At 67.2% G+C, this 14,256-nt stretch carries 11 protein-coding genes; 5 read left to right on the top strand and 6 right to left on the bottom strand.

Features of this window, described 5'->3' with window-relative positions; genetic code table 11:
• The first annotated feature begins 36 nt into the window (after positions 1-36).
• From cysC to ACVW2K_RS05920, 5 genes are all read left to right on the top strand, one after another.
• Positions 37-2,073: an adenylyl-sulfate kinase gene (gene cysC / locus ACVW2K_RS05940; protein ID WP_457201888.1), complete on the top strand. Its 2,037-nt coding sequence runs from the start codon at positions 37-39 to the stop codon at positions 2,071-2,073.
• Positions 2,070-3,083 (top strand): sulfite exporter TauE/SafE family protein, encoded by a 1,014-nt coding sequence (locus ACVW2K_RS05935; protein WP_457201887.1) that lies wholly within the window; start codon positions 2,070-2,072, stop codon positions 3,081-3,083. Before cysC ends, ACVW2K_RS05935 begins: the two co-directional genes overlap by 4 nt.
• 122 nt (positions 3,084-3,205) lie before the next feature.
• Positions 3,206-4,120, top strand: a complete 915-nt coding sequence (gene cysD / locus ACVW2K_RS05930; protein WP_457201886.1) for a sulfate adenylyltransferase subunit CysD — start codon at positions 3,206-3,208, stop codon at positions 4,118-4,120.
• Positions 4,120-5,415: a sulfate adenylyltransferase subunit CysN gene (gene cysN / locus ACVW2K_RS05925; RefSeq protein WP_457201885.1), complete on the top strand. Its 1,296-nt coding sequence runs from the start codon at positions 4,120-4,122 to the stop codon at positions 5,413-5,415. Before cysD ends, cysN begins: the two co-directional genes overlap by 1 nt.
• A gap of 27 nt (positions 5,416-5,442) precedes the next feature.
• A complete protein-coding gene (locus tag ACVW2K_RS05920; RefSeq protein WP_457201884.1) occupies positions 5,443-7,461 on the top strand; it encodes an FkbM family methyltransferase in 2,019 nt (672 codons plus the stop codon).
• Here ACVW2K_RS05920 and ACVW2K_RS05915 read toward each other — a convergent pair.
• The 6 genes from ACVW2K_RS05915 to wecB all read right to left on the bottom strand — a co-directional run bounded on the left by ACVW2K_RS05915 (position 7,450) and on the right by wecB (position 14,256).
• On the bottom strand, positions 7,450-8,244 hold the full coding sequence (locus tag ACVW2K_RS05915; protein ID WP_457201883.1) for a hypothetical protein: 795 nt from the start codon (positions 8,242-8,244) through the stop codon (positions 7,450-7,452). The genes ACVW2K_RS05920 and ACVW2K_RS05915 overlap by 12 nt on opposite strands.
• Positions 8,245-8,372: 128 nt before the next feature.
• Entirely contained in the window at positions 8,373-9,677 is a 1,305-nt protein-coding gene (locus ACVW2K_RS05910) for an O-antigen polymerase (protein WP_457201882.1), read from the bottom strand.
• Entirely contained in the window at positions 9,674-10,921 is a 1,248-nt protein-coding gene (locus ACVW2K_RS05905) for a lipopolysaccharide biosynthesis protein (RefSeq protein WP_457201881.1), read from the bottom strand. The genes ACVW2K_RS05910 and ACVW2K_RS05905 overlap by 4 nt, the downstream gene beginning before the upstream one ends.
• Positions 10,918-11,997, bottom strand: coding sequence for a glycosyltransferase family 4 protein (locus ACVW2K_RS05900; RefSeq protein ID WP_457201880.1), 1,080 nt, complete (start codon positions 11,995-11,997; stop codon positions 10,918-10,920). Before ACVW2K_RS05900 ends, ACVW2K_RS05905 begins: the two co-directional genes overlap by 4 nt.
• Positions 11,994-13,124 (bottom strand): glycosyltransferase, encoded by a 1,131-nt coding sequence (locus ACVW2K_RS05895; RefSeq protein WP_457201879.1) that lies wholly within the window; start codon positions 13,122-13,124, stop codon positions 11,994-11,996. Before ACVW2K_RS05895 ends, ACVW2K_RS05900 begins: the two co-directional genes overlap by 4 nt.
• A 22-nt stretch (positions 13,125-13,146) precedes the next feature.
• Complete coding sequence (gene wecB, locus ACVW2K_RS05890) at positions 13,147-14,256, bottom strand: non-hydrolyzing UDP-N-acetylglucosamine 2-epimerase (protein WP_457204050.1); 1,110 nt, start codon at positions 14,254-14,256, stop codon at positions 13,147-13,149.

Raw genomic sequence — 14,256 nt, 5'->3', positions numbered from 1 at the left:
CAGGGTAACGAGCGGGCGTTTGGCAGGATTGCCCGCGTGCCCCTGCCCCCCGTCCCGCAGTACTGCCCCTCGCCGCGCGAGCTCGACGACCTCGAGCTGCTCGTCACGGGCGCCCTGGTGCCGACGGTGGTCTTCAACGAGCCGGGCAGCCCGGTCACGCTGGAGCTGCCGCCCGCCGTCGCGGAGCTCGCGGCCGAGGCGGGTGCCGTCGAGCTCGTCGACCCCGAGGGACTGCCGCTCGCGCAGGTCGACGTACCGGCCGGCACCATCGAGCCCCTTTCCCACGCGCAGTACGGGCCGTTCCGCGGCTACTACCTGAGCCCTGCACAGACCCGGGACCGGTACGCCGGACGCACGTTCGTCCCGCTCGTCCACGCCCTCACCCACCCGCAGCTCACCGCCCTCGCGACCGTCGGGCCGGTGGTGCTGCTGCCCCTCGTCGGCCACGGCACCCCGGAGCTCTCCCCCGTCGCGCTGATCCGGGCCACGCTCGCCGCGGCGACCCACCTCCCGGACGCGGAGGTCGTCGCGATCCCGCTCGCGTCCCGCGGCGACACCGACGTCGACCACCACCTCGGCGTCCAGGTGGTCGCCAACTACGCCGGTGACGACCCCGTCGTCGGCGTCACCGAGGACCCCTCGGGCAGCTTCACCCCCGAGATCGACGCGATCGTGACGGCCGACCGGCCGGCGCCGGAGGACCAGGGGCTGGTGCTGTTCTTCACCGGCCTCTCCGGGAGCGGCAAGTCGACACTCGCCCGCGCGCTGATGGACCGGCTGCTCGAGCACGGCGGCCGCACGCTCACCAGCCTGGACGGGGACGTCGTGCGCCGGAACCTGTCCGCCGGGCTCTCCTTCTCCAAGGAGGACCGCGAGACCAACATCCGCCGGATCGGCTGGGTGGCCGCCGAGATCTCCCGCCACGGCGGGGTGGCCGTGTGCAGCCCGATCGCGCCGTTCGACGAGACGCGCAAGCAGGTCCGGGCGATGATCGACGACGCCGGTGGCGCCTTCTTCCTGGTGCACGTCGCCACCCCGTTGGAGGAGTGCGAGCGGCGCGACCGCAAGGGGCTGTACGCCAAGGCACGGCGCGGCGAGATCCCCGAGTTCACCGGCATCTCCTCGCCGTACGAGGAGCCCGAGGACGCCGACGTCCGCGTCGACACGACCGGCCGCAGCATCGAGGAGGCCCTCGACGACGTCCTGGTCGCGCTGCGCCACTCCGGCCACCTCGACCTGCTCTCCCCACCGGACCCGGTCGAGGACCCACTCCTCGACGGCCGAGTCGCGAGCGCCAGCGAGCGTATCGAGACCACCACGCCGCCCCCACCCCTCGGTGGTCGAGTAGCGAGCGCCAGCGAGCGTATCGAGACCCATCCGCAGCAACCCGAGCCCGTCGACGCCGGCCTGGACATCCGGGCCGCGGAGCAGGACGACGAGAAGCACGCCGAGGCGGCCGCCGGCTTCGAGCCGCGCGTCCGATCGGCGCCACCCTCGGCGCCGAGCACCAGCACCGGCGGTCACGAGCCGCCGCTGCGGATCCTCTACATCTGTACCGCCAACATCTGCCGCTCGCCGTTCATGGAACTGCTGTCCCGGGACCTGGTCGGGCCGCACGCCGGCGCGACGTTCGCGAGCGCGGGCACGCACGGGTTCGACTCCCGGCCGATGCCCGACGAGATGGCGGCGACGCTGATCGGGCGCGGCGTGCCCGGCGTGGCCCAGTTCCGGAGCCGGCCCTTCACGAGCGACCTGATGCTGAACGCCGACCTCGTGCTGACCGCCGAGACCGCGCACCGCCAGTTCATCCTCGACGACCACCCGGCGACGTTCCGCAAGGTGTTCACGCTCGGCCAGTTCGCGGAAGCGGTGCGGATGGCGCCGCCCGGGCTGGCCGGCCGAGCGCTGCTCGACACCGTCGCCGAGCGACGCGGGACCGCCAATGCCGATTTGGACGTGGCCGACCCGTTCGGGCAGGGTCCGGACGCCGCCGAGGCGTGCGCCAGGTCCCTGGAGGACCTGCTGCGCGTCGTGCTGCCCGCCCTGACCGGATCGAGGAAGATCAGCCCATGAGTGACGTGCTCACCACGACCTTCTTCTCGATCCTCGCAGCCGGCTTCTTCGTCGGCATCGTGGTGGGCCTGACCGGCATGGGCGGCGGTGCGCTCATGACACCGGCACTGATCTTCCTCGGTGTCGGCGACGCGGCCACGGTCGTGACCGCCGACCTGACCGCGGCGGCGATCTACAAGTCGGGCGGCGCGATCGTGCACGCCCGCGAGGGCTCGCCGAACTTCTCGCTCGCCAAGTGGCTGATCCTCGGGTCGGTGCCGCTGGCGCTGCTGGGGCCCTGGCTCATCCATGCCGTCGCCGGGGGCGAACCGGAGTCGATCGACACCCTGCTCAAGGAGTGCATCGGCTTCGCCCTGCTGCTGGCCGCGTCGACGTACGCGCTCCGCCTGTACATCAACCTGCGCCGGGTCCGGCGGGGCGTCGGCGACGCCGACCCCAACCCGCCGATCCGACCCCTCCTGACCCTCCTGGTCGGCGCCGTCGGTGGCCTGCTGGTCGGCGTCACGAGCGTCGGTTCGGGCTCGGTCATCATGATCGCGCTGCTGATGCTCTACCCCGGCCTCTCCGCGGTGCGCCTGGTCGGCACCGACCTCGTCCAGGCGGTGCCCCTGGTGCTCGCCGCCGCCATCTCCAACATCGCGATCAACGGCCTCGACTGGTCGATCCTGGTCCCCCTCGTGCTCGGGTCGGTGCCGGGCACGATCCTGGGCAGCCGGATCGCCCCTCGCGTGCCGCAGTCGGTGATCCGCCGCGGCATCGTGATCGTGCTGACCATGTCGGGCGTGGCCCTCCTCGACAAGGCCGGTTGGGGGCCCCTCGGCAAGGAGGAGACGCACCCGGGCCTGATCGGCGGCATCGGCATCGCCATGGTCGTGCTGCTGCCGCTCGTATGGGGCCTGATCCGCAAGACCCAGGGCCTGCCGATGTTCGGCTCGCCCACCGTCTCGGAGCTCGACGGGGACTTCCCGCGCACCGACCACGAGACAAGACGCCGCGCCCGCCGGGCCTGACCCGTCGTACCGTCGGACCGCGAAGTGAACCAGATCACTCCACTTCGGCGGCGCTTCGTGCCCGGACGTCTCCGGCGGCTACGATGACGGCTGCTGTCCCGACGAGAGGTCCCCAGTCAGTCATGACCGAAACCCATGCCGACTACCGGCTGAGTCAGCTCGACCAGCTGGAGGCGGAGTCGATCCACATCTTCCGTGAGGTCGCCGCCGAGTTCGAGAAGCCCGTCCTCATGTTCTCGGGCGGCAAGGACTCCATCGTGATGATGCGGCTCGCCGAGAAGGCCTTCTACCCGGCCAAGATCCCGTTCCCCGTGCTCCAGGTCGACACCGGGTACGACTTCCCCGAGGTCCTCGCCTGCCGCGACAACTGGGTGAACCGGCTCGGTGCCCGGCTGATCGTGGCGAGCGTCGAGGAGGCCATCAGGGACGGCGTCGTGGTCGACGACGGCAAGACGAGCCGCAACCGCCTCCAGATCGGCACCCTCCTGAACGCCCTCGAGGAGGGCGGCTTCACCGCCGCCTTCGGCGGCGGGCGCCGCGACGAGGAGAAGGCCCGCGCCAAGGAGCGCGTCTACTCCCACCGCGACGAGTTCGGCCAGTGGGACCCGAAGATGCAGCGCCCCGAGCTGTGGAGCCTCTACAACGGCCGCATCCACGAGGGCGAGCACATGCGGATCTTCCCGATCTCCAACTGGACCGAGCTGGACATCTGGCACTACATCGGCCGCGAGGGCATCGAGATCCCCTCCATCTACTTCTCGCACCAGCGCCGCGTGTTCGAGCGCGACGGCATGCTGCTCTCCGAGTCCGAGCACAACCCGACCAAGGGCAACGAGACCGTCGAGGAGCGGACGGTGCGGTTCCGCACCGTCGGCGACCTGACGCTGACCGGCTGCGTCGAGTCCGAGGCCGACACCATCGACAAGATCATCGACGAGATCGCCGTCGCGCGCGTCACCGAGCGTGGCGCGACCCGTGGCGACGACCGGTTCTCCGAGGCAGCCATGGAGGACCGGAAGAAGGAAGGCTACTTCTGATGAGTGACCTCACGAAGGCCGAAGTGGCCGAGCAGACCCGGGAGATGGACCTCCTCCGGTTCGCGACCGCGGGCTCCGTGGACGACGGCAAGTCGACCCTGATCGGCCGGCTCCTGCTGGACTCGAAGTCGATCTTCGAGGACCAGCTCGAGGCCGTCGAGGCGACCAGCCAGTCCAAGGGCTACGACTACACCGACCTCGCGCTTCTGACCGACGGTCTCCGCTCGGAGCGCGAGCAGGGCATCACCATCGACGTGGCGTACCGCTACTTCGCGACGCCGACCCGCAAGTTCATCATCGCCGACACCCCGGGCCACGTGCAGTACACCCGGAACATGGTCACCGGCGCCTCGACCGCCGACCTCGGCCTGGTGCTCGTCGACGCCCGCCAGGGTCTGACCGAGCAGTCCCGCCGCCACGCCGTGCTGCTGTCGCTGCTGCGCGTCCCGCACCTCGTGCTGGCGATCAACAAGATGGACCTCGTGGACTTCTCCCAGGAGATCTACGAGAGGATCCACGCCGAGTTCACGCAGTTCGCGACCAAGCTCAACATCCCGGACCTCTCCGTCATCCCGATCTCAGCGCTGGCCGGCGACAACGTCGTCAACCGCTCCGAGAACATGGCGTGGTACTCAGGCCCCACGCTCATGCACCACCTCGAGCACGTCCACGTGGCGTCCGACCGCGACCTGCAGGACGTCCGGTTCCCAGTCCAGTACGTCGTGCGCCCGAAGTCCGACGAGCACCACGACTACCGCGGCTACGGCGGCATGGTGGCCGGCGGCGTCCTCAAGCCCGGGGACGAGGTCGTCGTGCTGCCGAGCGGCATGACCTCCAAGATCGCCGGCATCGACCTCTTCGACCAGGAGGTCACCGAGGCCTTCCCGCCGATGTCGGTCACCGTCCGCCTCGAGGACGATGTCGACGTCTCCCGCGGGGACATGATCGCGCGGGTCAACAACGCGCCGAAGCCCTCTCAGGACATCGACGCGATGATCTGCTGGATGACCAACGAGCCCCTGCGCCCTCGCCAGAAGCTCGCCATCAAGCACACCACGCGGTCCGCACGGGCGCTGGTGAAGGACATCCAGTACCGCCTGGACGTCAACACCCTGCACCGCGACCAGGAGACCAAGGAGCTCGGCCTCAACGAGATCGGCCGCGTCCAGCTGCGCACCACGGTGCCACTGCTGTGCGACCCGTACTCGAAGAACCGCACCACCGGCTCGTTCATCCTGATCGACGAAGCGACCGGCGTCACTGTCGGGGCCGGCATGATCAACTCAGGAAGCTGAGCAGAGCGACGACGTCCGGGGGTGCTAGTGAACGCGCTCGGATTCCTGCGTGACCCTGACCGCTCGACGGTCATGCACCTCAAAGGCCACGTCGCCCGCGTTCTAACCCATCCGCTCGTTGGCCGCGCCATCGGCGCGGCCGGCGGGGGGATGGTGAGATCCCACGGTATACGGATCGACACCCGGTCCTCCGCGGTCAGCCCCCGAACCCGCGCGATGTTGCGGCTTGGGATCTATGAAGGTGCTGAGGTCCGGCTGGTGCGCAAGCACCTTCGCCCCACTCCCGCCCTCGTCGACCTGGGCGCCAGTCTCGGCGTCCTGTCCTGCGTATCGAGCCAGCTCCTCGCGCCGGGTGCTCGACTTGTGGCGGTCGAGGCCAACCCCGACCTTCTCCCGTGCCTCCGGGCTAACCTGAACCAACATGCCCCCCTCCTCGACCGCGTCATCGAACACGGCGCCGTCGACTACTTCCACGCTCCCGGCGCCGATGTCCTCTTTGGCAGAGGACTGGACCACGCGGGTGCGGCCCGGGCCGACACCGCCGAAGATGGCTTCACCGCGCCTGCTGTGCGACTGTCGGACGTGCTAAGCAAGCACGAGATCGGCGAGTACACGCTGCTCTGTGACATCGAAGGCGCCGAGGTCGACATTCTGTTGTCGGACCGTGACGCGCTTGCCGCGTGCACCGAGATGGTCATAGAACTGCATGACACGACGAGACCAAACGGCAGTTCCTACCTCCGCACCGATCTTGCCGGGCTCATTCGAGAACTGGGCTTCGTCGAGGTAGCGGCATACGGCTCGGTTCACGTGTTTCGCCGCCCGGGCGCAGCGGAGAACCGGCCAACGTACGCCGTCGTGACCACCGCCAGCGCCGAACTCAGCCACCTCGCCGACGGCCTGGGACGTCGACATCGGCTCGCGGCGTACGGCCACTCGATCGTGACGCCGCGGGACCTGCGCGCGCCGCGATTGTTGCCGAGTCGCTTCGAGGCCAAGATCTCGGGACGAGTCGCGCCCCTGCATATCCCACCTGCGCGTCAGCATTCCCTGGCCCCGATCGAGGAGATGCTCCGGTCGGCGCTGCCGCGCCCGCTCGCGGACTCCGCGAAGTCGCTGAGCTACGCCCGGTCCGTCCGGATGTCGCGCGCGGCCGTCGACCTGAGCGGTGAAGTCTTGGTTGTGTCGCACGCGGCCGCCCGAGAGGCGTTCACCCAGACTGGCCACCGGTTGCGGGTGCTGAACATGCCGACCGTTCACCCGGCGTTCAGGAACCGGACAATCCTCGAGGAGGCGGAGCGCTTTCCCGCCCTCGCGAACACCATGTTCGGCAACATCGTCCCCAATCGGCAGTTCGACCGGCTTCGCGAGGAGCTCGACCTCGCGGATGTCGTATTAGCCGGCTCCCGTTTTGCTGCCGGCACCCTGATCGCCGAAGGCGTGGCCGCCGCGAAGGTGGTCGTAAGTCCGTACGGCGTCGCGGCCGTCGATCTTCCTCGACGCCTCCCCAGTGACGGACTCCGCGTGCTGTTCGCCGGTCGGTTGACCCAGGCCAAAGGCTTGGCCTACCTGCTCGAGGGCTACCGGTCCGCAGCCCGACCCGACTGGTCCTTGCGTGTCATCGGACGCCCGCAGGGCAGTACCGAAGGATTTCCTGGAATCGGTGATTGGTGGGTGCCGTCCGCTCCCGTTCCGCGCGGTCAGATGTCAGGGATCTTCTCCAACGCCGACGTTCTCGTGCTGCCGACGCTGTTCGAAGGCCTACCGCTAACCGTTCTCGAGGCGATGTCTCACGGTCTGCCCGTGATCACGACGCCAACTGGAGCAGACGAGGTCGTCGACGACGGTGTCGAGGGATTCCTCGTTGCGCCGCATGATAGCGCCGCGATTGCCGACCGGTTGGAGGCGCTCGACCGAGACCCTGGGGTACGCCGACGGATGGGGGAGGCCGCGATACGGCGCGCCCGGGAGTACTCGTGGGAGGCGTATGTCGAGCGAACCGTAAACGCCGTGGACGAGGCTTGGAAGGCCCGCTCAGCGCAGTGAGCCGAGCCGGTACGTCGGGTTCGGCTCGGTAAGCTCGTAGTAATCGACCTCGAAGTCCCTGAGCATGGCGGCGAGGTCGTCGCGCTCTGCGGCGGTGAACGGCAGTTCGCGCTCACGTCCATAGTCAGGGCTAGCGTGGCGACTCGGCCGGTCGAGGCTCATAAGGGCTTGGCCTGCGTCGAAGTGGTCTAGGACTCCCGCCAATCGTTCTACCTGAGTAGCCGGATCGGCGACGAGGTCCTCGTAGTGGATAACGTTCGCAAGCGTTCTCGAGGACACCTCACGAACTGCCGTCGTGTTGTCGGCGAGCCAGAGGGCCATCAACCACCGGCTCTGAGCCGAGTTGCGGGGAGCGATCTCGTGTGGGTGGACGCCGAGAGCCGCTGCGGCCGGCGGTACGACGTCGTCCCAATCCAGTGCACCCCACGCTCCGCGGTGCATTGAAGCTACGACCGCGAGCGGATGACGGATGATCAGCTGGGTCCTGACCTCAGAAAACTGGCGCTCGATCCAGCCGGCCATCCGATTCGCGCGGACCTCCTTGACGATCAGCTGGTCCGCCGATGGCAAATCGCGCAACTCCAGCTGGGCCGTCGACCACCGGCTGAGGTGGCGCCCGCGGAAGATTCTCCGCAGCAAACCTTCCATGTCCCAGTCGATGTCCGTCGGCGCCAGCCTGGGGTACCCATGTCCGGGAACGACTCTGTCGACGGCGCGGATGACGGACGGCCGCAGCGGTTCGAAGATCGCCGGGGCAGCAGCGCCCACCGACATCGACTCCATCAATGCGGTCGTACCACTTCGCCCCGACCCGAGCACGACTGTCACCCGCGGAGCGGTGCGGGGCGCGAGCAACGGCTCAGCCGCGCGCAGCCCTGCGTTGTAGGCATGCCTGGCAAGGGTCCGGGCTCTCACCTTGCGCCGTCTCCTCGTGATCCCGCAGGGCGCAACTGCGGGACCTCGCGGGGTGGCTTGATGACGTGATTGAGCACAACGATCAGGACCAAAGGGGCGTTCTTCACTAGGAGAAACAGCGGCAGTGAGGCCAGGCTGTCCCGGTAGATCTGGACCAAAGAAGCCGCCAGGAGCAGATACAGGAAGTGCCCGGTTGACCCGAATCCACGCGCGTATGCTCGGCAGAAGGCCCACAGGCTGAAGCGGGCGAGCACAAACGCGCCTACCACGATGCCGAACCAGCGGAAGTCCACATAGAGCGACCCGGGGAGCGTGAGGACCGCGCCCATCGACTTCAAGGGTCGGTCGGGCGTCGAGAGGTCCACGATCGTCTGGTTCGTCGGTGGCTTGTCCGGCCACAGGGGCCTCGGAATCGGAAGGAAGACGAGATCGAGGTAGTTCTGTCCGTATAGCGGTCGCCCGAGACGATCGCTCTGCTCGACCGCGACGCCGAGTGAGTCAAGGCCGTGTTGATCGTTAGCCTGCCCCTTGAGTGCAACCTGGCTTGATTCGGAGATGATTGCGGAGGCGTTGCTGAGGCTCAATTCGTTCGTGCGGAAGGCCGTGCCGAACGAGTCCATGCCCACGAACACGATGAAGAGCGCGGCCATCGCCGCGATTACTCGCAGTGTTGGGACCCGCTTTCCCCGATGGTCCAGCCACATTTGGCACAGCAGGATCGCAGGGAGTACGACGCGGAACCTTCCCTGGCCCTGGAGTGCCATGTAGACGAGATAAGCCGCCAACGGCAGCAGCAACTGCCACTTGAAGCCCTTGATGTAGATCAGAGCCAGAAGCATCAGCCCGGGCCAAGTCACCGCCACGATCTGGTACGACGTAGAGAACTCGATCGAAGCAGTACCGCTACCTTTGCCGTACGTATGGGTCAGCAGGAAATAGAGGCCGATCGGCATCGCAGCCAGCGCGACCGCGTACACCATCGTGGGACGTATGTGCTCGGGGTTGGCGACGGCAAGGTTCCACCCCTTACCGGGTGCGATGCACCAGCCGACGGTGGCGCACGCAAGGAACAAGTCCGCCATGAGGAGGGCCTCGGCGGCGCTTGCAACTGACAGGCCCAGCACCGGCGGCGCACCGCCCTCGATCGTCCACCCGCGATAGGTGAACACCAGAATGTGGAAAATCAGGTAGATGACGCCCGGGTGCGTGTGGCGGAACTGCTTGCTACGTGCGAGAAAGAACCCGCAAATCAGGACCGACGCGGCGTCGACGTACAACGCGTCGCCTAGCGCCAGTGTCATGTCGGGCTCTCCCGCTGCTCATAGTTGCGACTGATCACGGTCGACAGAAGGACCACCGCCGTCGTAGTGGCGCCGGCGAATGTAGCCAGAGCCGCCCCCATCATCCCCCACGGTCTAGCGGCTACGAAGACAATCACGAGCATGATCAGGCCGCCGAACTGCGCGATCATCAGCATCTGGAGCTCCTCCCGCGCTTTGAGAGCCGCCGCGAGAGCGAGACCGCCGACCCGCAACACCGAGCCGAGCAATAGCAGAGTGAGCGGGTCGACGGCTTCTACATACGCCTCGCCGTACAGCAGGCTGATCGCGGGGCGGGCGATCGCCAAGAGGAGGAGGGATGCCACCAGGGCAACCCCGACACCAGTGCCGGCGACAAGGAGGATGCTGCGGGTCGAGTGGCGCCGGGCGACGAATCGCGGGAACAGTACCTGGTCCAGGGTCACGCCCAGGATTTGAACGACAGCCGCAATCGCGGCCGCGACAGAATAGATGCCGAGCAGCGCCGGCGACATCAACAGGCTCATCAAGAGTTGGTCGGCTCGGACGCTAACTCGCTGCGGAAGAGTGGACACGACGAGACGTCGACCGTAGCTGACCACGGATCGGCGATCCTCAGCACTGGTCTCGGGGTCGGCCTTGCCGTACCCGATGAACACGAGCACGGCGGAGGTCAGCGCACTTCCTATTACCATCGCCAGCACCCCGTAGAACACGGTCAGCTGACCGGAGGCGAGAAGCAGCGCCGCACCGATCGCGTAGACCAGCGGTTGCGTCATCCGCACGGTGTTCCAGATCGTCAGCCTCCGCGCAGCCTTGAGCGGGGCTACGCCAAGAAGGTTGACCGAGTTGAGCGGGACGATCAGGCCGACGAGCAACACCGTCGCCCAGGTCTCGGCAGTGGACGGGCGCACGATCTGGATCGCCATTCCGACGAGGACCGCTGTTCCGACCACGGTCTGCAGGATCGCGTCCCCGGTTAGTATCTTGCGGAGGGCCCAAGCCCGCGGCTCACTGCCGCCCGCCTCGAAGATGATGGCTTCGTCCAGCCCGATCAGCGTGAATGAGCCGACTGCGGCGCCCCACACGAGCAGCGACACCAGCTCGCCTCGATCACCGGGTTCCAGGCCTCGGGCCGTGAGTACGCCGCTAACGAGGCCAAGCAGCATCGAGACGGCGTTGACAAGACCGGTGGCTGCGACGGACTTACCGAGGCCCTTGATGGGGGTCGAGAGCGACAACCTCAAGCTCGGCCGCCTCGCCCGTCGCCCATCATTGCCGACGTCACCGTGCGGGCGAAGTGCTGTGCAGAGACCTCATCCGCCGCGCTGGCGTCCGGACGCGAACCGTTGGCCAGCCGCTCGACTGCGTCGGCGATGTCCTCCGGTCTCGAGCAATCGACGACCGCGACACCGCCGGTCCGGGAGGCATGGTCGCGGTAGGCGATCTGATCAGATACCACGACGCGAAGTCCCAGGCTGAGTGCCTCCGAGTATGTCAACGGCGCAGGATCCACGCGCGACGGGATCACGAGGACGTCCCGTCCGTGCAACTGAGGGGCAATCGCGGACAGTCGCTCCGGGTTGCGAACATCGACGAGGCCGGCGGCGCTCTGTCGAAGGTTGTCGCGGTCGGTCCCCCACGCGACCGCGCCCACCCCACGCGGACCCAGGATCCGGGCCGCCTCGACAAAACGGTCAAACCCCTTGCGTGCTGAGTAATCACCGAGAAAAACGGCGCGCGGCGATGCAACGCCAGTGGGGTCCGCGAGGCGGGACAGCTCAACCGGGTTGAGAAGCCGCAGCACCTGCACCTCGCGCCTGGCGAGCTCTCGCACATACTCCTCGCTCGCACCGGACGGGACAACGCAGTACGACGCTGGTGACAGCCAGGATCGTCGAAACGCGACCGCAGGGCGACTCAGATTCTTCGAGGTCAGCCTGCTCGACTCGACCCATGCACCTAATTGGGCCCCCGTCGCGCGGCAGTAGGCGGAGGCTAGAACGGAGGCCGATGTACTCCACCCGGCCGCAAATACGTGCGTCGGCCGAAACCGAGCGAACAAGTGCAGCCCGGGGTGCGCGGAAAACGACCGGTTCCGGATCCGGCGCGGGCGGTCAGCAAGGAACGTGTGCGAGAAATCGAGCTCGTCGTCGGGCGTGAAGAACCAGTCGTCGCGCTCGGCGGGCGAACGTCGGTATTGGTACGCCACCATCCCGGACCCACCAGTGCGGGAGGCGAACTCGTTGAGCATCGCCCGGTACAGATGAGTGCGGTAATACGACGGCAGATTGTTGAGGATCAGGAGCCGAGGCGCCTTCACGGCGTGACATCTCTGGCGACGGACTCTCCATACTGGCGTGCCCGCTCTCGCGGTGACGGCACGGCGGCGGCGACGCGAATCCCCGCGGCGACCTGTTCTGCGAGGACGTCCGGGGTCGCAAGAGCCTTTGCGATGACCTCCGCGGCTGCGACAGGGTCTAGGGGATCGAAGTACGTCGCCGCGTTGCCGCAGACCGTCCGGTTGAAGTCTCGGTCCGACACGAACAACGGTGTGCCCAAAGCCAGAGCTTCGAGCGGAGTGACCGAGCTTGCCTCGAGGAGGCTCGGGAAGATCGCAGCATCTGCCTGCTTGTGCAGCCAGCGAAGCTCAGCGACGCCCACATGACCGCGGTTGTCACACACCGCCCGGAAGGCGTCCGAGCGCTCCTCCCACGCCGGCCCCTGGAGCGTCACCAGGAATCGCGCCTTGATGCGGTGCCGGTTCCAGAGCTCGTGAGCGAGCAGGGGGAGGAACTCGTGGTTCTTGTGCGGATAGTAGGCGGCCGTGTAAAGCATGGTCAGCGACGATGCAAGGGCCAACGGGCCGCGCGTGATCGGGCCACCCTGGACGGCGAGCCGACTGGCCGTGTTCGGAGCGACCACAACAGCCGGCGGGGTCCCGGGTACGCGAGCAACAAGTCGGCGGGCTATCTCCTCCGTCTCCACCACAACGACGTCGTGCCGCGCGATCTCCCTCAGTGCCAAATGTCGACGAAACGCCCGCCTGAGCCGTGTTGGCCACGGCGCCGCGGGCACCCCGGTGGGCCGTTCGTAGAGGCTCGTCACGTCCGCGAATCCGCACACCGAGCGCTTGCGGCGCAGCGGAAACCAGGCGGGCCCGAAAACGACCAACGCAGCGGACTCCCGACGTCGGCGGTCCGCGAGCCACTGCCACGGCGAGAACGGGCGGCGATCGACGATGTCATAGTCCAAGGTCTCCAGCACACCCGTCTCGACGTTCAAGGCGACCTCGGGCGATAGCTCGTAGTGGATGTCAAGCGCGAGCTCGCCGTCAGCGACAAGCTGTGCGAGCTCCCGAACTAGCGACGCAGCAACCTGGACGCCGCCCCCCACATGTAGGTTGGACGCAACCAGCCAGACACTCGTACGACCGGCAATCGCAGTCATGTGAGCCGTTCGCCTCGCTTCCTCATGAGCGCGCCCTAATACCCGCCCAGTCCTGATGACGACCGGCGGTTGACAACAGGAACCGGACGACTCGCCGGCTGGTGTCGGGTACCAGGTAGTCCGTCGGAACGGCGGTGGACGACACGGGGTCTGCCATCACGACCCGGAGCGCTTGAACGAGGTCGTCCGCTACTAGTCCCGTCATCATGAGAGCGCCAGTCTCCAAGGCCTCCGGTCGCTCGATCGACTCCCGCAGAGTCACGGCCGGGAACCCCAGAACAGAGCTCTCCTCGGCGATGGTCCCACTGTCGGACAGGACGCAGGCTGCATTGATCTGGAGCTTGTTGTAGTCCCGGAATCCGAACGGCTCCAGCCATCGGATGTCGCCATCGATGGTCGTGTCCAGTTCCGCGAGCCGCCTACGGGTCCGCGGATGGGTTGAGACCACGATTGGCAGCTGCCAGGTGTCGTGCACTCGTTGCAGACAGTCAAGAAGCATGCGAAGCTGACCGGGCGGATCGACATTCTCCTGTCGGTGCGCCGATACGAGGAAGTAGCCGCTCGGCTCAAGACCGAGCCGCTCAACCGCGTCCGAGGCGTCGATCTGAGGTCGGAAGTACTCGAGCACCTCCCGCATCGGCGACCCCGTGACGATTACGCGGCGCGGGTGCAAACCCTCGGCTAGGAGGTTGCGGCGCGCGTGCTCGGTGTACGCGAGATTGAAGTCTGCAACGTGGTCGATCAGCCGCCGATTCGTCTCCTCCGGGACGTTCTCGTCGAAACACCGGTTGCCGGCCTCCATGTGATACACGGGCACGTGCATCCGTTTGGCCATGACCGCCCCGATGCACGAGTTCGTGTCGCCGAGAACAAGGAAGGCATCAGGACGCTCGGCCTCGATGACGCGCTCCACACCGCCCAAGGTTCCGCCGAGGACCGACCCTAGCGATGAGGTGTCCACGTGGAGGTTGTGGTCGGGAGGGCGCAGTCCGAGATCGTCGAAGAACACTTGGTTGAGCTGGTGATCGTAGTTCTGGCCGGTGTGCACTAGGACGTGGTTAACGGTCTCGTCGAGTCGTGCAATCACTCGCGAGAGACGAATGATCTCGGGCCGGGTTCCGACGACGGTCAT

Source organism: Nocardioides sp. HB32 (genome assembly GCF_054058995.1).
The sequence above is the reverse complement of the archived record's forward strand: the minus strand, read 5'-3'. Positions and strand labels throughout refer to the sequence as shown.